Annotated in this window: 17 protein-coding genes; 15 read left to right on the top strand and 2 right to left on the bottom strand. The window is 64.0% G+C overall.

Annotation, left to right across the window (positions count from 1 at the left end; all coding sequences use genetic code 11):
- Positions 1–3 precede the first annotated feature (3 nt).
- Positions 4–1,038, bottom strand: a complete 1,035-nt coding sequence (locus ACVNHC_RS06380; protein WP_058900129.1) for a GlxA family transcriptional regulator — start codon at positions 1,036–1,038, stop codon at positions 4–6.
- 220 nt (positions 1,039–1,258) lie between these two features.
- On the opposite strand from ACVNHC_RS06380, the gene ACVNHC_RS06375 reads away from it, so the two are divergent.
- The 6 genes from ACVNHC_RS06375 to ACVNHC_RS06350 all read left to right on the top strand — a co-directional run bounded on the left by ACVNHC_RS06375 (position 1,259) and on the right by ACVNHC_RS06350 (position 9,307).
- The gene (locus ACVNHC_RS06375) at positions 1,259–2,008 is read left to right on the top strand and encodes an electron transfer flavoprotein subunit beta/FixA family protein (protein WP_457166759.1); all 750 of its coding nucleotides are present in this window, start codon (positions 1,259–1,261) and stop codon (positions 2,006–2,008) included.
- Between the two features lie 17 nt (positions 2,009–2,025).
- Positions 2,026–2,958 (top strand): electron transfer flavoprotein subunit alpha/FixB family protein, encoded by a 933-nt coding sequence (locus ACVNHC_RS06370; protein WP_457166758.1) that lies wholly within the window; start codon positions 2,026–2,028, stop codon positions 2,956–2,958.
- A gap of 5 nt (positions 2,959–2,963) precedes the next feature.
- Positions 2,964–3,866, top strand: coding sequence for a bifunctional methylenetetrahydrofolate dehydrogenase/methenyltetrahydrofolate cyclohydrolase FolD (gene folD, locus ACVNHC_RS06365; RefSeq protein ID WP_457166919.1), 903 nt, complete (start codon positions 2,964–2,966; stop codon positions 3,864–3,866).
- A gap of 98 nt (positions 3,867–3,964) precedes the next feature.
- Positions 3,965–6,526 carry a GcvT family protein gene (locus tag ACVNHC_RS06360; protein ID WP_457166757.1) on the top strand — a complete coding sequence of 854 codons (2,562 nt, stop codon included), beginning with the start codon at positions 3,965–3,967 and terminating at the stop codon, positions 6,524–6,526.
- A gap of 461 nt (positions 6,527–6,987) precedes the next feature.
- On the top strand, positions 6,988–8,226 hold the full coding sequence (locus tag ACVNHC_RS06355; protein ID WP_058900864.1) for an aromatic ring-hydroxylating oxygenase subunit alpha: 1,239 nt from the start codon (positions 6,988–6,990) through the stop codon (positions 8,224–8,226).
- Between the two features lie 7 nt (positions 8,227–8,233).
- A complete protein-coding gene (locus tag ACVNHC_RS06350) occupies positions 8,234–9,307 on the top strand; it encodes a hybrid-cluster NAD(P)-dependent oxidoreductase (RefSeq protein WP_058900125.1) in 1,074 nt (357 codons plus the stop codon).
- On the opposite strand, the gene ACVNHC_RS06345 is transcribed toward ACVNHC_RS06350, so the two are convergent.
- A complete protein-coding gene (locus ACVNHC_RS06345) occupies positions 9,291–10,301 on the bottom strand; it encodes a GlxA family transcriptional regulator (RefSeq protein WP_457166756.1) in 1,011 nt (336 codons plus the stop codon). The genes ACVNHC_RS06350 and ACVNHC_RS06345 overlap by 17 nt on opposite strands.
- Before the next feature lie 95 nt (positions 10,302–10,396).
- On the opposite strand from ACVNHC_RS06345, the gene ACVNHC_RS06340 reads away from it, so the two are divergent.
- The 9 genes from ACVNHC_RS06340 to ACVNHC_RS06300 all read left to right on the top strand — a co-directional run bounded on the left by ACVNHC_RS06340 (position 10,397) and on the right by ACVNHC_RS06300 (position 19,987).
- Positions 10,397–11,650: a sarcosine oxidase subunit beta family protein gene (locus ACVNHC_RS06340; RefSeq protein WP_457166755.1), complete on the top strand. Its 1,254-nt coding sequence runs from the start codon at positions 10,397–10,399 to the stop codon at positions 11,648–11,650.
- A 10-nt stretch (positions 11,651–11,660) separates the two neighbouring features.
- Complete coding sequence (locus ACVNHC_RS06335; protein WP_123194057.1) at positions 11,661–11,960, top strand: sarcosine oxidase subunit delta; 300 nt, start codon at positions 11,661–11,663, stop codon at positions 11,958–11,960.
- The gene (locus ACVNHC_RS06330) at positions 11,957–14,947 is read left to right on the top strand and encodes a sarcosine oxidase subunit alpha (protein ID WP_457166754.1); all 2,991 of its coding nucleotides are present in this window, start codon (positions 11,957–11,959) and stop codon (positions 14,945–14,947) included. The genes ACVNHC_RS06335 and ACVNHC_RS06330 overlap by 4 nt, the downstream gene beginning before the upstream one ends.
- Before the next feature lie 10 nt (positions 14,948–14,957).
- Entirely contained in the window at positions 14,958–15,494 is a 537-nt protein-coding gene (locus ACVNHC_RS06325; protein ID WP_122519865.1) for a sarcosine oxidase subunit gamma, read from the top strand.
- A gap of 73 nt (positions 15,495–15,567) precedes the next feature.
- Positions 15,568–16,833 carry a serine hydroxymethyltransferase gene (glyA, locus tag ACVNHC_RS06320; protein WP_457166753.1) on the top strand — a complete coding sequence of 422 codons (1,266 nt, stop codon included), beginning with the start codon at positions 15,568–15,570 and terminating at the stop codon, positions 16,831–16,833.
- Positions 16,834–18,234 carry an L-serine ammonia-lyase gene (locus ACVNHC_RS06315; protein ID WP_457166752.1) on the top strand — a complete coding sequence of 467 codons (1,401 nt, stop codon included), beginning with the start codon at positions 16,834–16,836 and terminating at the stop codon, positions 18,232–18,234.
- Between the two features lie 194 nt (positions 18,235–18,428).
- Positions 18,429–18,710, top strand: coding sequence for a type II toxin-antitoxin system ParD family antitoxin (locus tag ACVNHC_RS06310; protein WP_050471823.1), 282 nt, complete (start codon positions 18,429–18,431; stop codon positions 18,708–18,710).
- A gap of 204 nt (positions 18,711–18,914) precedes the next feature.
- On the top strand, positions 18,915–19,565 hold the full coding sequence (locus ACVNHC_RS06305) for a DUF433 domain-containing protein (protein ID WP_457166751.1): 651 nt from the start codon (positions 18,915–18,917) through the stop codon (positions 19,563–19,565).
- On the top strand, positions 19,562–19,987 hold the full coding sequence (locus ACVNHC_RS06300; protein WP_058900118.1) for a DUF5615 family PIN-like protein: 426 nt from the start codon (positions 19,562–19,564) through the stop codon (positions 19,985–19,987). Before ACVNHC_RS06305 ends, ACVNHC_RS06300 begins: the two co-directional genes overlap by 4 nt.
- The last annotated feature ends 161 nt before the right edge of the window (positions 19,988–20,148 follow it).

The raw sequence follows: 20,148 nt of genomic DNA, 5'->3' as shown, positions 1-20,148 counted from the left end.
TTGTCAGCTCCGGGCCTGCCGCAAGCCCTGCGGGGTCTGCCCGTAGCGGCGGCGGAACATCCGGCTCAGATGCGAACTGTCGCAGAAGCCGCACTCCAGCGCGATCTGGGAGATGGGCCGCTCGCCGGTGACGATCAGGTGATGGGCAAGAGACAGGCGCATGTCCAGAAAGGCTGACTGCGGCGACGTGCCGAGCGCAGCCTGAAAGTGCCGTTCAAGCTGCCGCTTGCTATGACCGATCCGGCTGGCGATCTCGGCCACGGTGAAGGGCTGCTCGATGTTCTGCTGCATCATCAGAAGGGCGCGCAGCACCATCGGGTCGCGGGTCTTGAAGTCCATCGTGATCCCGGGCTGCGGTTTGTCCGCCTGAAGCGCCTCGTCGATGATCATGATGTGCAGGCTCTTGCTGGCCTGGGCGCGGCCGACATGCTTGTCGACCAGATAGGCCGCCAGATGGGCGGAACTGACCCCGCCGGAGCAGGTCAGCCGGTCGCGGTCGACGACGAAGATTTGGTCCGTGACGGGGTTAAGCCCTTCGAATTGCTCGAGGAAGTCGGCATGGTGAAACCAGCTGACGCAGCAGCGGTAGCCATTCAACAGTCCTGCCTGGTGCAGGAGGAAGGCCCCGGTGCAGACGCCGGCCAGCGGCACGCCCGCCGCAGCCGCCTCGTGCAGGAAGCGGTGATAGCCCGGCGGCAGCACCGCTTCATCCTCCATCAGTCCGCCAATGACGACGATGTAATCGAAGCGGGCCGGGTCACCCAGACGCTCCTTGGGCTGGACACTGATTCCGCAGCTTGAGGTGACCGGCTCCATCGTGTCCGACAGCACTGTCCAGTTACACAGGATCGGCCGGCTGCGGTCGCCTTCGTCCGCGGCAAGGCGCAGGACGTCAACGAAATTGGCAAAGGCGCAGAGCGTGAAACGCCGAGCAAGGATGAAACCGACGGACAGGCGCGTGTTGCCCTGCTGGCGGCGCACCGGATGCGGGGCGGGCCGTGGCGGCGGGGGGCTCGGCTGGGTGGGGGCAAGGCTCATGATGGGGCCTGTGGTTCAAAGTGTCGCACTCATGTCGTAGCTCTAATCCTTTGATGACGCAAATGTCCTGTTGCGCAGAGCATCGATCCGGCAAAGTCGGGCATAAGCAGAAGCGCCTGCTGCCATCTCTTGCCCCTGTCACAACCGGGCGGGCGGAGCGGCGGCAGGGGCCGCAATCGGACATGCCACTCCTTTAGGTGGCTGACAGAAGGGAAGCGCCATGAAGATCCTTGTCCCGGTGAAGCGGGTGGTTGATCACAACGTCAAGATCCGCGTCAAACCCGATGGTACGGGCGTGGATCTGGCCAATGTGAAGATGTCGATGAACCCCTTCGACGAGATTGCGGTCGAGCAGGCCATCCGCATGAAGGAAGCCGGGCAGGCGTCGGAGATTGTCGCCGTATCGGTCGGCCCGGCGCAGGCACAGGAGGTGCTGCGCACCGCCCTTGCCATGGGCGCCGACCGGGCAATCCTGATCCTTGCCGAGGGCCGCGTCGAGCCTCTGGCTGTCGCAAAGATCTTGCAGAAGGTGGCGCAGGCTGAGGCGGCGGGGCTCGTGATTCTGGGCAAGCAGGCCATCGATGATGACTGCAACCAGACCGGCCAGATGCTGTCGGCACTGCTGGGCTGGAGCCAGGCCACCTTTGCCTCGAAGATCGAACTGGCGGACGGCAAGGCCATCGTCACGCGTGAGATCGACAGCGGCCTTCAGCAGATCGAGGTGACGCTGCCCGCCGTCGTCACCGCTGACCTGCGTCTCAATGAGCCGCGCTATGCCAGCCTTCCCAACATCATGAAGGCCAAGAAAAAGCCGCTTGTCCAGCAGACGCCCGAAGAACTGGGTGTGGACATTGCCCCGCGTCTTCGTGTCCTGCGCGTCGAAGAGCCGGGCACCCGCGCCACCGGCATCAAGGTCGCCACCGTCGCCGAGCTTCTCGACAAGCTGAAAACCGAAGCCGCCGTCATCTGACCCCGGGAGACAACGACATGGCCATTCTTCTCTTTGCCGACCACGACAATGCCTCCTTGTCCGAACACAGCGCCCGTGCCCTGAGTGCGGCGCTGCAGATCGGCGGCGAGGTGGACATTCTGATCGCGGGCCAGAACGCCGGGCCCGCAGCGCAGTCTGCTGCAGCCCTTGCAGGCGTCCGCCGCGTCCTTCTGGCGGAAAGCGGCGCGCTCGCCGAGCGGCTGGCGGAACCAACGGCCGCGCTGATCCTCTCGCTGGCGAGCGGCTATGACACCATTCTTGCGCCCGCGACCAGCAGCGGCAAGAACGTGCTGCCCCGTGCCGCCGCGCTTCTCGATGTGATGCAGGTCTCCGACGTGACCGCCATCCTTGCGCCTGACACCTTCAAGCGCCCGGTCTATGCCGGCAATGCCATCGAGGTCGTACAGGCGCCGGGACCGGTCCGCGTGCTGACCATCCGCACAGCCAGCTTCGCACCGGCCGCCTTCGGCACTGTTCCCGTTCCGGTGGTTCCCGTCGACATGCCTGCCGCACCGGACCTGTCCGTCTTCCGCGAGAATCTTCTGTCGGTCAGCGACCGTCCCGATCTCTCCTCGGCCAGGATTGTTGTGTCGGGCGGCCGTGCGCTTGGCTCCAAAGAGCGGTTCGAGCAGGTCATCAATCCGCTGGCCGACAAGCTGGGCGCCGCTGTGGGAGCTAGCCGCGCTGCGGTGGATGCAGGTTACGCTGCGAACGACTTCCAGGTCGGTCAGACCGGCAAGGTCGTCGCGCCGGATCTCTACATTGCCTGCGGCATTTCCGGTGCTATCCAGCATCTTGCGGGCATGAAGGACAGCCGTATCATCGTCGCCATCAACACCGATGCCGAGGCGCCGATCTTCCAGGTTGCCGATTACGGCATTGTCGGTGACATTTTCGACGTCCTGCCCGAGCTGGAGCGCGCCCTGTGAGCACCATGACTGCTGCCGAACACCAGCCTGCGAGGGCTGCGATCATCGACGGCCGGGCTCATGCCGATGCGCTTGGTGCGCGCATCGCGCAGCAGGTGCAAGACTTCGCCCGGCATACCGGCCGCAGGCCCGGCCTTGCCGTGGTGCTCGTCGGCACGGATCCCGCCAGCGAGGTCTATGTCCGCAGCAAGGGGCGCATGGCCCGCAAGCTGGGGATGGAGAGCTTCGAGCATGTGCTGCCTGAAACGGTGTCGCAGGCTGGTCTTCTTGCGCTCGTGGAACAACTGAACGGTGACGATACTGTCGATGGCATTCTCGTGCAGCTGCCCCTGCCGCAGGGCCTTGATAGCCTCGCCGTGATTGAGGCGATTGATCCGGCCAAGGACGTGGACGGTCTGCACCCCGTAAACGCTGGTTATCTTGCCTCGGGTCTGCCGGGGCTGGTGTCCTGCACGCCGCTCGGCTGCCTGATGCTGCTGAAGGAAAGCCTCGGGGATCTCGCCGGGCTGGACGCGATCGTTGTCGGCCGCTCGATCCTCGTCGGCAAGCCGATGGCGCAACTGCTGCTGGCTGCAAACTGCACCGTCACGCTGGCGCATTCCCGGACCGTTGATCTGGTCGGCAAGGTTGGCCGGGCAGATATCGTTGTGGCCGCCGTCGGTTCAGCCGGGATGATCCGCGGAGAATGGATCAAACCGGGCGCAACGGTGATCGATGTCGGCACCAGCCGCGTGCCCCTGAACGGCAAGAACCATCTGGTTGGAGACGTCGATTTTGCCGGTGCCAGTCTGCGCGCACGGGCGATCACGCCTGTACCGGGCGGGGTGGGGCCGATGACCATCATGACGCTGATGCACAACACGCTGATTGCCGCCTGCCGCCGCGCAGGCCTTCCTGCGTTCAACTGACACGACGACTTTCCTGCCGCCTTGGGCGGCGGGACCATGACCTAGACCCATGACCCGCGGCCCCGCCGTATGGCCGCAGCCTTTGAGGATACAAGAACATGTCCACGTTTCCGTCCCGTGCCCGCGTTGTCATTGTCGGTCTTGGGGGCATTGTCGGTGCCTCTGTCGCCCATCACCTGATCGAAAACGGGTGGGATGACATCGTGGGGATCGACAAGTCGGGCATCCCGACGGACATCGGTTCGACCGCCCATGCCTCCGACTTCTGCTATGCGACCAGCCATGACTTCCTGTCCTGCTGGACCACCATGTATTCCATGGACTTCTACGAGAAGCTCGGCAACTACCAGCGCATCGGCGGGCTTGAAGTCGCGCGGGTGGGCGATGATGCCCGCATGGCCGAACTGAAGCGCAAGGTGGATTCCGGCCGCGCCTTCGGCACCAACGTGACCATGATTTCGGCGGCGGAAGCCAAGGAGAAGTTCCCGCTTCTGGAAGAAGACCAGATTCAGGGCGCGCTGTGGGACCCTGATGCCGGTCTTGTCGTGCCGCGTTCGCAGACGGTTGCTGCCAAGCTCGTGGACATGGCCGAGGCGGCGGGCAAGCTGAAGATCTTCGCCAACACCCCGGCGCTCGAGCTTCTGCACGAGGACGGCCGCGTCACCGGCGTGCGCACGTCACGCGGCACGATCATGGCCGACTATGTCGTCGTCTGTGCCGGCCTCTGGGGCCGCCTGATTGCCGGATTGGCGGGCGAGGATCTGCCGGTGATGCCGGTCGATCACCCGCTGACCTTCTTCGGCCCCTACAATGAATTTGCCGGCACCGGTCTTGAGATCGGCCGTCCGCTGCTGCGCGATCAGGGCAATTCGGCCTATCTGCGCGACACCGGTGATCCCAACACCACCGAAGGCGGCCAGATCGAGTGGGGCTACTATTATGAAAAGGACGTGCGAATGGTTCATCCGCGCGATCTTCTTGAAAAGCACGAAGCGCGGCTGTCGCCCTCGCAGCGCGATCTGGTGCTGGAAGATGTGATCGAGCCGCTTGAGCGGGCGATGGAACTGACGCCGATCCTGGCCGAGCTGGGCTTCAACGAAAGCCATTCCTTCAACGGCCTGCTTCAGACGACGACCGACGGCGGGCCTTCCATGGGCGAAAGCCGCAAGCTGCGGGGCCTGTGGTACGCCGTCGCGATCTGGGTCAAGGACGGCCCGGGCATGGGCAAGCTGATCGCGGACTGGATGACCAAGGGCCGCACGGATATCGATCACAACCGCATCGACTATGCGCGTTTCAGCGACTTCCAGCTGACCGAGGACTTCATCTGGGGCCGCTGTGAGGAAACCGCGGCCAAGATCTACAACCCGCCGGTTCATCCGCGTGAGCCCTTCGCCAATGCCCGTGGCATCCGCCGTTCGCCGTTCCACGAGCGCGAGAAGGAGCTGGGCGGCTATTTCATGGAGCTGGGCGGCTGGGAACGTGCTCATGGCTACGCGGCCAACGAGCATCTTCTCGAGAAATATGCAGATCAGGTTCCGCAGCGCGAGAACGAATGGGACAGCCGCCATTTCTGGCGCGTGTCCAACGCCGAGCAGCTGGAGATGAGCGCCGATTGCGGCATCATCAACCTGTCGCATTTCCACATGACCGACATTTCGGGCCCGGACCATGTGGCGCTGATGGAATGGCTTTGCGCGGCCAGGATCGGCGGTGATGCCAATATCGGCAAGGGCATCTACACCCACATGCTGGACGAGGAAGGCATGGTCCGCGCCGACTTCACCGTCTTCCGCATGGAGGACCGCTGCCGTCTGGTGAACGGCGCCGATGCGGGGCCGCGCGATCAGATGTACATGCGCCGCGTTGCGCAGGACAAGGGCTTCGACGTCACCATCACGGATGTGACCGAAGATTACACCACCATCGGCATCTGGGGCCCCAACGCACGCGAGAACCTCAAGAAGGTCGTCGCCGATCCTGATGCGCTGGATGTGGCGAACTTCCCCTTCGCGGCCATCCGGCAGATCGAGATCGCGGGCTGCAAGGTCATGGCTTTCCGCATCTCCTATGTAGGCGAGCAGGGCTGGGAACTGCACATGCGCTATTCCGACGGTCTGGCCGTCTGGGATGCGCTGCGCGGGGCAGGGGTGATGGCCGTCGGCGTCGAAACCTATGCCAACTCGCGCCGGCTGGAAAAGTCGCTGCGCCTGCAGAACGCCGACCTTCTGACGCAATACAACCTCTTCGAGGCCGACCTTGCCCGTCCCAAGGTCAAGGAGCCGGATTTCGTCGGCAAGGCAAAGCACGTCGAATACCGTGCCCGCGAACATCAGCCGGCAATGCTCTGCACGCTGGTGATGACCGAAAACACCGACAGCACAGGCACCGCCCGCTATCCCGTCGGCACCCTGCCGGTGATGGATCCGGACACGGGCAAGGTGCTGGTCGATGCGCTCGGCCGCCGCTCCTACACGACCTCGATTGCCTATGGCCCGACCGTCGGCAAGAACATCGCGCTGGCCTATCTGCCCTGGGACTACTGCCAGCTGGGCCGCAAGCTGCAGGTCAGCTATTTCGACGAGCTCTACCCAGTCGAAGTTGCCGGCATCGGCTACGCGCCCCTCTATGACCCGGAGAACCTCAAGCCGAGAAGCTGAGCGGAGGAGCGCTGTGCAAAAGTCATTGACCTTACGCCTGCGGGCGCAAGGCCAATGATGCTGCTCTTGCCCCCCTGAAAGCGGCTTCATCGGGCTTGCGCTGTTCAGGGTCTGCTGCGGCGGACCCTGCCGGAAACTGAGGAAATGCGGGGGATTCGCGTCCTTCTCCAGTGCCCTGATGCGGTGACTGGTCTCTGGTTTGAGACGCGTGTGCTCCGGACGGGGCGTGCTTGAAATGCAGGTGCCGGACCGCAGCCTCAGGGCAGGCAGGACAGCCGGATCGGGGAAGGTTGCAGGGCCTGGGAATGATGTCGCATCCGGCACAGGAACGGTCGCTGTTGTGACGATGCGGAAAGCCCTTAACAGGGCTAACTCCAGTTGAGATTTAATCCTCTTGCCAAGAAGCCGCCGGACTGGCTTCGCCGCAAATGATCAACCTGCCGGCTTTTCAGGATGCCATCATGCCAGGACATTCCCAGCCCCTTTCCGATCTGATCGCCCAGCACAAGCCCGGCTATGGCCTGCCGCAGGCCTTCTACACTTCGGCCGAGGTGTTTGCCGAGGACATGGAGACGATTTTCTACCGCGATTGGCTCTTTGCCTTTCCGGCCTGCTTGCTGGACAGGGCAGGCAGCTTCCAGCGGCTGCGGATCGGCGCCTATGATGTTGTCGTGCTGCGCGACAACCAGGGGGAGATCAGGGCATTCCACAATTCCTGCCGGCACCGCGGTTCGGTCATCTGCACGTCGTCGAAGGGACGTTTGGCCAAGCTGACCTGTCCCTATCATCAGTGGACCTATGGCCTCGATGGAAAGCTGGTCTGGGCGCGTGACATGGGCGAGGAGTTCGACCCCTCCCAGCACAGCCTGAAGCCTGTTCATTGCCGCGTCGTGTCGGGGCTGGTCTATATCTGCCTTGCGGCCAATGCGCCCGATTTCGATGAATTTGCCAGCACCGTGACGCCTTATCTTGGCGTTCACGATCTGAGCGATGCCAAGGTCGCGTTCCAGTCCACGATCATCGAGAACGGCAACTGGAAACTGGTCTGGGAGAACAACCGCGAGTGCTATCACTGCGCGGGCAACCACCCCGACCTTTGCCGGACCTACCCGGAAGACCCCTCGATCACCGGCGTGAGCCCGGATGGCACCTTCCCCGAAAAGGTTGAGAATCACTTCAACCGCATGGAAGGCGCCGGTGCCCCTTCGCGCTTCAAGATTGCGCCGGACGGGCAGTTCCGGGTGGCGCGGATGCCGCTGCTTGATGGGGCGGAAAGCTACACGATCAACGGCAAGATCGCGGTGCAGAAGCGGCTTGGCCGGGTTCCGTTCCTGGATGCAGGCACGCTGCTGCTGTTCCACTATCCGACGACCTGGAACCACTTCCTGACCGATCACTCGATCACCTTCCGCGTGACCCCGATCAGCCCGATGGAAACCGAGGTCCAGACGACCTGGCTCGTCAACAAGGATGCGGTTGAAGGCGTCGATTACGACCTGAAGAACCTGACCACGGTCTGGGAGCACACGAACGACGAGGACCGCCGCGTCGTCGAGCATAATCAGCAGGGCATTTGCTCGCCCGCTTACGAACCGGGTCCCTATTCGACCCTGCACGAGGACGGTGTTATCCAGTTCGTGAACTGGTACCTGGACCGCCTCAAGGCCCGTCAGCCGGGCCTTGCAGTCGCGGCGGAGTGAGATTGACATGATTGATGCCCAGCAGACCGTGACGGCAAAATGGACCGATGACGAACCTCTGGAGTGCGTCTCGATCCTGCCGGAAGCCCCTGATGTCGTGACGGTCTGCTTTCAGGCTCCGTCGGGCCGCCCCTTCGAATTTCTGGCCGGCCAGTTCCTCACGCTGGAACTGCCGGTCCCGGGTGGCCCGATCTACCGGACTTACACGATCTCATCCGCGCCGACGCGGCCCAAGTCGCTGACGATCACGATCAAGGCACAGCCGGGCAGTGTCGGCACACGCTGGATCATGGACAATGTGCGGCCCGGGACAAGACTGAAGGTCAGGGGGCCGGCCGGACGCTTCACGTCCACCCATTTCCCGGCGAAGAAGTATCTCTTCATCTCGGCGGGCTCGGGCATCACGCCGATGATGTCGATGACGACCGAGATCTATGATCTTGGCCGGCACTGCGACATCGTCTTCGTCAACTGCGCAAGGCGCCCGTCCGAGATCATCTTCAAGCGCCGGCTTGAGCACATGGCCTCCCGGATCGAGGGCCTGGACCTGAAATGGGTGGTGAGGGAGAGCGACATCTATCAGCCCTGGACCGGCTACCAGGGGCGCTTCAACCAGCTGATGCTTGGCCTGATGGCGCCTGACTACCTTGAGCGGGAGGTGTTCTGCTGCGGGCCGGACGGCTTCATGCAGGCGGTCAGCGAGGCGCTGGCAGGCCTTGGCTTCGACATGGCGCATTACCATCAGGAGAGCTTCGGCGCGCCTGAGGCTGGTGAACTTCCCGTGGTCGAGACCGGCACGAGCGCCGATACGCCGGTTGAGACGGCAAAGCTGGTCTTCGAGGAGTCCGGCGTCACCCACGACTGCAGTTCCATGGACACTGTGCTGCACGCGGCGCGCGCGGCCGGTGTGGCCATTCCCTTCGGCTGCAGCATGGGCGTGTGCGGCAGCTGCCGCATCCGCAAGCTGTCGGGCGAAGTGCACATGGTCCACAATGGCGGGATCAGCGACGACGAGATCGAGGAAGGCTACATCCTTGCCTGCTGCTCGAACCCGCGCGGCACCGTTACTCTTGAGGCGTAGGGCCGGCGTCTGCCAGCCTGCCGCTGCGGATCTCACCGGGTGTGAGCCCGCGCTCAGTCTTCAGTGCACGCGCCAGATGCGGCGCGTCGCAGAAGCCGCAGGCGAGCGCAATTTCTGTCACTGACTGTTCGGTCCGGCGCAGCCGGGCCGAGGCGCGGTCCAGCCGGATTTCCAGATAGATGCGCCGGGGCGACTGGCCCAGATCGGCCTGAAACCGGCGCTCCAGCGTGCGGCGGGCCGTCCCGAGCGCAGCTGCGATCTGGTCGATGCTCAGCGTCTGCTCGATATTCTGCTGCATCTTCAAGACGGCACGCTTGACCAGCTCGTCCCTTGCCTGCCTTGCCAGCATCTGGCCGGGCTGGGCGCGCTGGCCGCTGAGCGCATCCTCGATCATCATGATGTTGAGGCTTTTCGTGGCGGCAGACTGCCCGACGTGGCGCTGGACCAGAAACGCCGCCAGATGCGCCGCGCCGTGCCCCCCCGAGCAGGTCAGCCGGTCCCTGTCCACCACGAAGATCTGATCCGAGATCGGTGTTTCATTGTCGAAACGGTCGATGAAGTCCTGATGGTGGAACCAACTGACGCAGCACCGGTAGCCCTGCAGCAGACCCGCAGCCTGCAGCGTGAACACGCCGGTGCAAAGCCCGACCAGCGGCACGCCCTGCGCCGCCGTTTCCGCGATGAAGGCGAGCGCCTGCGGGCCAAAGGCTGCCCGGTCGCTGATCAGCCCTCCGACCACCACCAGGTAATCGAAGGCCGCCGCCCGGCGTAGCGGCGTGTCCGGCTGCACCCGGACGCCGCAGCTGGACCGGATCGGATCCATCCGGTCGGCCAGCACGGTCCAGTCGCACAAGATCGGCCGTGACTTGTCCGCATCATCCGCCGCCAGCCGCAGGACATCCACGAAATTGGCAAAGGCCGACAGGGTGAACTGGTCGGCCAGCAGGAAGGCAACACGCAGGCGGGCAGGGGGGATGGTGCGGGCAGCTGTCATGACGCGATCCTACATGACACCTGGCGCAAATCTACATTCAAGGTGCGATCCAAGACCATAATGTGACACTCAGCTGCGATTAAGAGGATCCCGCCATGCAACGTTTCTCTGCCTTGTCCCTGCTCGAGAACGCTTTGACAGGCCACAAGAACTGGCGCGAACAATGGCCGGACAGCCAGCCCAAGGCCGAGTATGACGTCATCATCGTCGGGGCAGGCGGGCACGGTCTGGGCGCGGCCTATTACCTTGCCAAGGAACACGGCATCACCAATGTCGCGGTGATCGACAAGGGGTGGCTGGGCGGCGGCAACACCGGACGCAACACGACCATCATCCGCTCCAACTATCTCTATGACGAAAGCGCCCGGCTTTACGATCATGCCCTGGACCTGTGGGAGAACCTCAGCCAGGAACTCAATTACAACGTCATGTATTCCAAGCGCGGCGTGATGATGCTGGCGCACAATGTTCATGACGTGCAGTCCTTCCAGCGCCACATTCACGCCAACCGGCTCAACGGGGTGGACAACCGCTGGCTGACGGCGGCCGAAGCCAAGGCCTTCTGTCCGCCACTGAACATCAGCCCGGACGCGCGCTATCCGGTCATGGGTGCGGCGCTGCAGATGCGGGCGGGCACTGCGCGGCACGATGCGGTGGCATGGGGCTATGCGCGGGCGGCGGCAGCGCGCGGGGTGGATATCATCCAGAACTGCCCGGTGACCGCGATCCGCCGCGGGCCGGATGGCAGCGTCATCGGGGTGGAAACTGCCAAGGGTTTCATCAAGGCGAAAAAGGTCGCCATTTCGGCCGCCGGTCACACCAGTGTCGTCATGGACAGCGCCGGTGTGCGGATGCCGCTGGAAAGCTACCCGCTGCAGGCTCTGGTCAGCGAACCGGTCAAGCCCATTTTCCCGTGCGTTGTCATGTCGAACACGGTCCACGCCTATATCAGCCAGTCCGACAAGGGCGAGCTGGTGATCGGTTCGGGCACCGACCAGTACACCAGCTACAGCCAGCGCGGCGGCCTGCCGTTGATCGAGCACACGGTGGCGGCAATCTGCGAGGTCTTCCCGATCTTCAACAGGATGCGGATGCTGCGCAAGTGGGGCGGCATCGTGGACGTCACGCCCGACCGCAGCGCCATCCTCGGCAAGACGCCGGTCAAGGGGCTCTATGTGAACTGCGGATGGGGCACCGGTGGCTTCAAGGCGACGCCGGGCGCTGCCCACACGCTGGCCTGGACCGTGGCCAAGGATGAGCCGCATCCGGTCAATGCACCCTTCACCCTGGAACGCTTCACCACCGGCCGTCTGATCGACGAGGCCGCTGCCGCCGCCGTCGCGCACTGAGAGGTTTCCGATGCTTCTGATCCATTGTCCCTATTGCGACGAAACCCTGCCCGAGCTCGAGTTTGCCTATGCGGGAGAGGCCCATATCGCGCGCCCGGCAGACCCCTCGGCCCTCTCGGACGAGGAATGGCGTGATTTCCTCTTCATCCGCACGAATGCGCGCGGCAAGCACTTTGAACGCTGGCGCCATGTCCATGGCTGCGGCCGCTTTTTCAACGCCTGCCGCGACACGGTTAGCGACAGGTTCCTGAAGACCTACAAGGCCGGCGAAGAGCGTCCGGCAGAGACCGAACTGGAGGGCGTGGAATGAGCCGCTATCGCGTCCCCGGCCTGGGCCGGACAGATCCTGCCGAGCCTGTCAGCTTCACGTTTGACGGCCGCCGTTATGAAGGTCTTCGCGGTGATACGGTTGCGTCGGCGCTGCTGGCCAATGGCGTGCATCTGATGGGCCGTTCCTTCAAGTATCACCGGCCTCGCGGACCGGTGAGCGCCGGTTCCGAAGAGCCGAACGCCCTGATCGGCACCTCGCGCGGTCCTGGCCGGTTCGAGCCGAACACCCGCGCCACCGTGCAGGAACTGCGCCAAGGGCTGGTGGCGGAAAGCCAGAACAAGTGGCCGTCGCTGAAGTTCGACATCGGGGCGGTGAACGACCGCGCCTACATGCTCTTTTCCGCGGGCTTCTACTACAAGACCTTCATGTGGCCGCGCAGCTTCTGGGACAAGGTCTACGAGCCCTTCATCCGCGCGGCCGCCGGCCTCGGCAAATCGCCGTCCGAGCCGGATCCGGACAATTATGCCTCGCGCTATCTGCATACGGATGTGCTTGTTGTCGGTGGCGGTGCGGCCGGTATCGCGGCAGCGCTGACCGCCGCGAAGTCCGGCGCCAAGGTCGTGCTGGTGGACGAGAACCCGGAAATGGGCGGCTCTCTGCTGTCGGATCCTGCCGTGCAGATCGAAGGGCTGAGCGCCTGGTCCTGGCTCTCCGAGCAGCTTTCGCAGCTGCGTGCGGCGGGTGTCACGCTGATGACGCGGACAACGGCCATCGGCTACTATCATCAGAACATGGTTGGTCTGGCCGAGCGGCTGACCGATCATCTGGACCAGCCTCCGCAAGGGGCTCCCCGCGAGCGGATGTGGCGGGTTCGCGCCCGTCAGGTCGTGCTGGCGCAGGGCGCGCTGGAAAAGCCGCTGGTCTTTGACGGAAACGACTGCCCGGGCGTCATGCTGGCAGGCGCTGCACAGACCTACCTGAACCGCTATGGCGTGAAGGTGGGTGATTGCGCCGCCGTGGTGACCAGCCACGACAGCGCCTGGTATGCCGCCTTCGATCTGGCGGAGGCAGGCTGCCGGATTGCCGCCATTGCCGACACGCGTGACCAGATCCGTCCCGACCTTGTCGAGGCCGCCCGCCGCCGTGGCATTGAGGTGCTGACCGGCCACACCGCCACCGCCACCTATGGCCGCCTGCGCGTCAGCGGCGTGCGCGTGAACCCGGTCCACAATGGCAAGGCCGGAGCTGGCCGCAAGATTGCCTGTGATGCTCTGCTGATTTCAGGCGGCTGGACGCCCTCGCTGCATCTCTTCTCCCACACCAAAGGCTCGCTGAGCTGGGACAAGGAGAGCCGCACCTTCCTGCCGGGCCACAAGACCGAAGCCTGCCAGATCGCAGGTGCGGGACGCGGGCTCTGGGGCTACGGCCCGGTGCTGGAAGACGGCGCGCGCGCCGGGCTTGCCGTGGCAGAGGCGCTGGGCCGGACCGGCCAGCCGCTGGCGGCAAGGGTCGAGGGCGACCGTCCTGGAACAGGCTCCAGCCAGACCGAGCTTCCGACCGACCGCAGTGCGGGCAAGGCCAAGGCTTTCGTCGACTACCAGAACGACGTGACGGCCAAGGACATCCGTCTGGCCGTCCGGGAGGGCATGCGCTCGATCGAGCATGTAAAGCGTTACACCACGAACGGCATGGCAACCGATCAGGGCAAGATGTCGAACATCAACGGCCTGATGATTGCCGCCGATGCGCTGGGCAAGGCGCCGCCCGAGGTGGGGCTGACCACCTTCCGTCCGCCCTATACGCCGACGAGCTTCGGTGCCTTTGCGGGCTATCACAAGGGTGACACCTTCGAGCTGACCCGCAAGACGCCCATCGATCCCTGGGCCGAGGCGAAAGGCGCGGTGTTCGAACCGGTCTCGCTGTGGCGCAGGGCCTGGTACTTCCCGAAAGCGGGCGAAGACATGCACGCCGCCGTCGCACGCGAATGCCGCGAGACACGGGCCTCCGCCGGCATGTTCGATGCCTCGACCCTCGGCAAGATCGAGGTCGCTGGCCCCGATGCGGTGGAGTTCATGAACCGCATGTACACCAACCCCTGGACCAAGCTGCAGCCGGGCCGCTGCCGCTATGGCCTGCTGCTGGGCGAGGATGGCTTCATCCGGGACGACGGCGTGATCGGGCGGCTTTCGAATGATCTGTTCCACGTCACCACCACCACGGGCGGTGCCGCCCGTGTCCTGAACATGATGGAGGACTACCTTCAGACCGAGTGGCCGGACCTGAACGTCTGGCTGACCTCCACGACCGAGCAATGGGCAACCGTTGCGGTCAACGGCCCGAATGCCCGCAAGGTGCTTGAGCCGCTGGTCAAGGGGCTGGACATGTCCGACGCGGCTTTCCCGCATATGTCGGTGGCCGAATGCACCGTCGCAGGCTTCCCGGCGCGTCTTTTCCGCGTCAGCTTCACCGGCGAACTTGGGTTTGAAGTCAACGTTCCCGCCCGCCACGGGCTGGCGCTCTGGAAGGCGATCTTCGAGGCCGGGCAGCCTTACGGCATTTGCCCCTACGGCACGGAGACGATGCACGTCCTGCGTGCCGAGAAGGGCTACATCATTGTGGGGCAGGACACGGATGGAACGGTCACGCCACAGGATGCGGGCCTCGACTGGGCCGTTGGCAAGGCCAAGAAGGACTTTGTCGGCAAGCGCTCGCTCGCCCGTCCCGACATCGTCGCGCCGAACCGCAAGCAGCTGGTCGGTCTTCTGACCGAGGACCGCTCCAGACTGGAAGAGGGCGCGCAGATCGTGCTGGATCCGAACCAGAAGCTGCCGATGACGATGGTGGGGCACGTCACCTCATCCTACGACTCGGTTGCGCTCGGGCGGCCCATTGCAATGGCACTGATTGCGGGCGGGCATGGCCGTATGGGTGAGACGGTGCATATTCCGATGCCGCATGGCACGGTGCGCGCTACGATCACTTCGACGGACTTCTACGACCCTGAAGGCGAACGGCTGAAGGCCTGAGGAGCGCGACATGACCATACAACGCCATGACTTCACCAACGGACCTTTCCTGCTGGAAGAGCTGGGCTCGTCTCCCCGGTTCTCCCTGCGGGTCAAGCAGGAGAACCGCGCGGCTCTTGCTGCGGCCCTCGGGCTGGAGCTGCCGGACCGTGTCAGCCACAAGTCCGGTGCCGGGGGAACCGAGGTTCTGTGCACCGGCCCTGACGAATGGGTGATCCTTGTGCCCGAAGCCGGGCGCCAGGCCCTGATTGCCGCAGGAGCTGAGGCCTATGCCCGGATCCCGCACAGCCTCGTCGAGATCAGCGACCGCGAGATCACGCTGCGCCTGTCCGGGCCGCAGGCGCTGACCGCACTGACGGCGGCCTGTCCGCGTGACGTGGATGCGCTGCCGGCCGGCCGCGCTGTGCGCACGCTGTTCGACAGCGCGACCGTGATCCTGTGGCGCGACGGGCCGGACAGTTTCCGCATGGACGTGTGGCGCAGCTTCCTGCCCCATGTCCGGGCGATCCTGGCGAAGGTCTCGGCCGAGCTCAAGGCCGGCCTCTGAGCCGTACCACATTGACATGTGCTTCTGCGGCCTGCCGGCCGCGGGCCATCACGCTCTCTAGAAAGGATTTCGCATGTTCGACACCAATATCCAGGCGATTTCGGACAAGGCCATCGCCGGTGCCATTTCCCGCGAACTGGTGCGCCAGCAGGATCAGATCGAGCTGATCGCCTCGGAGAACATTGTTTCGCCTGACGTTCTGGTGGCTCAGGGGTCTGTTCTGACGAACAAATACGCCGAAGGGTATCCCGGCAAGCGCTACTACGGCGGCTGCGAATTCGTGGACGAGGTCGAGGATATCGCCCGCGACCGCCTGAAGCAGCTGTTCGGGGCCGGACATGTCAACGTGCAGCCGCATTCCGGCGCTCAGGCCAACCAGGCCGTTTTCCTTGCGCTGCTGCAGCCGGGGGACAAGATCATGGGCCTGTCGCTGGCTCATGGCGGGCACCTGACCCACGGTTCGCCGGTCACCATGTCGGGCAAGTGGTTCAACGTCGTCTCCTACGAGGTTGAAGAAGACACGCATCTCATCGACATGGCCAAGGTCCGTGATAAGGCGCTGGCCGAGCGGCCGAAGCTGATCGTGGCGGGCGCCTCTGCCTATCCGCGCCACATGGATTTCGCCGCCTTCCGCGCCATTGCGGATGAGATTGGCGCCTATCTGATGGTGGATATGGCCCATTACGCAGGTCTGATTGCTGCGGGCGAGTACCCGAACCCGGTGCCGCATGCGCATGTGACCACGTCGACCACGCACAAGACCCTGCGCGGCCCGCGCGGCGGCGTCATTCTGACCAATGACGACGATCTGGCGAAGAAGTTCAACTCCGCCGTATTCCCCGGCAATCAGGGCGGCCCGCTGATGCATGTGATCGCGGCCAAGGCCGTTGCCTTCGGCGAGGCGCTGCAGCCCTCGTTCAAGGACTATGCGAAGGCGGTCATCGCCAATGCACGCGCGCTTTCTGATGCGCTCATTGAGGGTGGTGTCGGCATCGTCTCGGGCGGAACGGACTGCCACATGGTCCTGTGCGATCTGCGCCCGCTCGGCGTCACCGGCAAGGCGGCAGAAATCGCCCTGGAGCGGGCGGGCCTGACCTGCAACAAGAACGCCATTCCGTTTGATCCGGAAAAGCCTTTCGTGACCTCGGGCATCCGTCTCGGCAGCTCGGCCGGCACCACGCGCGGCTTTGGCGAGGCCGAGTTCCGGCAGATCGGGCAGATGATCCTGCGTGTCCTGCGCGCTCTGGGTGAAAATCCGGAGGGGGACGCGGCTCTCGAAGCTTCCATCCGTGCCGAAGTCAAGGCAATGTGCGACCGCTTTCCAATCTACGGGGCATGAATGTTCCTCTCGGTCTTTGACATCTTCAAGATCGGCATGGGCCCGTCGTCCTCGCATACGATGGGCCCGATGGCTGCCGCTGCGCGCTTCCTCGACGACCTGCGCGGCGGGGCCGGGAAGATCTCCGGCACGGCCCGGCCGCACCGGCTTTATGCAAGCCTGCATGGCAGCCTGGCCTTCACCGGCAAGGGGCATGCGACGGACCGTGCGGTGATCCTGGGCCTGTGCGGGCTGCGTCCGGACACGATGGACCCCAACAGCGCCGACGGGATTGAGGCTGAGGTGCGCCGCACTGGCCGTGTCAGCTCCGAGGGGCTTGGCAGCCTGGTCTTCGAGCCGGACCGTGACCTCGTCTTCGACTATGGCCCGGCACTGCCGGGCCATCCGAACGGCATGATCCTGAAGGCCTTTGATGCTGAGGGGGAGGTTTGCCACGAGCAGACCTATTACTCGATTGGCGGCGGCTTCGTCGTCACCAGCGCCGAGCTGGAGGCGGCCCAGGCGGGGCAAGCGCCCGTCCAGGACGGTGCTGCCGTGCCATTCCCATTCGAGACGGCGGCACAGATGCTGGAGATGGGCGCTGCTTCCGGCAAGACGATCGCCCAGATGAAGCGCGCCAACGAGGAGACTCGGCTTGGCGCGCAGCTGGACGAGAAGCTCGACGTGATCTGGGCCGCCATGAACGGCTGCATCACCCGCGGGCTGACGCAGGAGGGCATCCTTCCGGGCGGCCTCAAGGTGCGCCGCAGAGCCCGTTCGATCCACCGGCAGCTGGAAGGGGAGCGCGGGCAGAACCTCAGCCAGCCCCATCAGGCAAATGACTGGCTCAGCGTCTATGCCATGGCCGTCAACGAGGAGAATGCGGCCGGTGGCCGGGTTGTGACCTCGCCCACGAATGGTGCGGCCGGCGTCGTGCCTGCGGTGGGGCGCTACTATATCGACCACTGCGTCGGGGCGGACCAGCAGAAGATCCGGGATTATCTGCTGGTGGCAGCCGCCATCGGCGGCCTGATCAAGCACAATGCCTCGATCTCGGGCGCCGAGGTCGGCTGCCAGGGAGAAGTCGGATCGGCTTCGGCCATGGCGGCGGCGGGCCTTTGTGCGGTTCTGGGGGGCACAAATGCGCAGATCGAGAATGCGGCGGAGATTGCGCTGGAGCATCACCTCGGCATGACCTGCGATCCTGCCGCAGGCCTCGTGCAGGTTCCCTGTATCGAGCGCAATGCCCTCGGCGCGATCAAGGCCGTCTCAGCCGCAAGCCTTGCCTTGCGCGGCGACGGCACGCATTTCCTGCCGCTGGACAATTGCATCCGCGTGATGCGCGATACCGGCCGGGACATGAACGACAGGTACAAGGAAACATCCCAGGGCGGCATCGCCGTCAACTTGCCGGAATGCTGACCGGCTGATGGCTTGCAGTCTTCCGGTTCCCGGACGGGCCAGCTCCCCGGGAACCGGCATCTTCTTGCGGCTGTGAGCCTTTGCGAGGCGCTATCCTTCAAGGTCGGGAGTCTTGCCATCCCTCATGTGTGGAAACTTGAAGCCTGCCATGTGCGGTGGTAATCTTTACCACCAATCCAACGGCGAGATGCTTCATGGCCAATGTCGAAAAAATCAGCGTTTCCATGACGCCGCAGCAGGCCGACCTGCTGCGCGAAGCTGTTGCCAGCGGCGCCTATGCCAGCGGCAGTGAGGTCATCCGCGAGGCCCTGCGCGACTGGTCCGCCAAATGGGCACAGCGGCGCGGCGATATCGAGCACCTGAAAAGCCTTTGGCAGGAGGGCAAGGCCAGCGGCAGCGCCTCTGACATGGACTTCGACGGCATGCTTGCCGAGGCTCGCGAGGAACTGGCTCTGAGCAAGCGCCATGGCGGCTAGGCTTGTCTGGACACCAAAAGCCCGGGCCGATGTGAAAGCCATATTTGTGAGTATAGGCCGAGAGCAGCCACAAGCCGTCGGGATTTTGCGGTTTTGCTCTGAGCCATGGGTGTCTGATTGGGTCGGCTTTCGCCGAGCCTCAGCTTGTATTTCGGTATATCCGGATATATATTCCGGTGGGTCGGAATATTTCGTGAGGGTCACATGCCTGCGGTTGCCGGAATGCTCAGGGCGAGTGAGGCTGCGGTGGTGGCGCGTGTCAGCCTGCGCGATGTGAACCGTGTCATTGATGAGCACATACTGCCGGAAGGCTCTGTTTCGCTTGAAAACGGACGGCGTGTTTTTGAAGCTGCCTGCTTTCTGATTTCCTTCTATTTCGAGAGCGCGGGCAGGCTCACTTCCGAGGAGCGGCTGCTCACAATCAAGGCTGCAGGCCATCGTCTGGAGCGCTTACGGGAGGAAGGCTGGCCTGCGCTGCTGGAGGAGGACTGGACCATGCGCGACGGCTTCCTGACGATTGATCTTCTGCCTTTCATCAAGGCCACCGGTGAGCGGCTCGAGGATTTGGTGGCAGCCCGGGAGAATGTCACGGTCTCGCAGGAGATCCTCGGCGGCACGCCGGTCATCCGTGGTACCCGTGTTCCCGTCCATGATGTTGCAGCATCAGTCAAGGCAGGACAGACGATGGAACGCGTTCTCGAAGCCTGGCCCAGCCTTGATGCTGAAAAAGTCCGCCTCGCCGCAATCTATGCCCAGGCCAACCCGCTGCGGGGCCGCCCGCGCATGTCCGGTGCCCTGCCGGAGGGCGCCACCATTGTTACCGACCGCCGCATGCCCCGCAGGCAGGCGGGATGAAGCTGCTTGTCGATGAATGCCTGAGCCCGGAACTTGCGAAAATCGCGCGCGGCAAAGGGCATTCCGATGCAAGTCATATTGTCTGGCTGGGTCTTTCTGGGCGCAAGGACTGGGAATTGAAGCCTATCATTATCGACGGCGACTGGACTTTCGTCACAAAGAACTCGGTTGATTTCCGGGGGCCGAAAGAGGCGCCCGGAACGAAGGGGCAATATGCTGCTGTTGCCATCCACGCCGGGCTGATCTGCCTCAACGGCCCGCCAGGTATGGATCTCGGGATGCAGATTGAACTTTTCGAGTTGGCACTGGAAGAACTGACGACCAATCCGGATCTCATCAACCAGGTGCTGGAAGTCTCTCTTGAAAGTGACGATGAGTTGCGCGTTCTCCGCTATGCCCTGCCGAAGGACGAACCCGGCTGAGAATGCCTGCCGCATCTTCAATGTCCCCTGAACAGAACCCTTTTCCCCGTTCCCGGCCTTGGCTCGTGCGGCTTGGCGGTGCTACCAATAGGCCACCTGCCGCACACCGCTTCCGTGTGTGCCAATGTTCTGCAAGCGGGTGGGCTGCCGTGGTCTGGGGT

The sequence above is a fragment of the Pannonibacter sp. Q-1 genome, from assembly GCF_054073275.1.
Note: the sequence above shows the minus strand (reverse complement) of the source record. Positions and strands in the feature narration are given on the sequence as shown.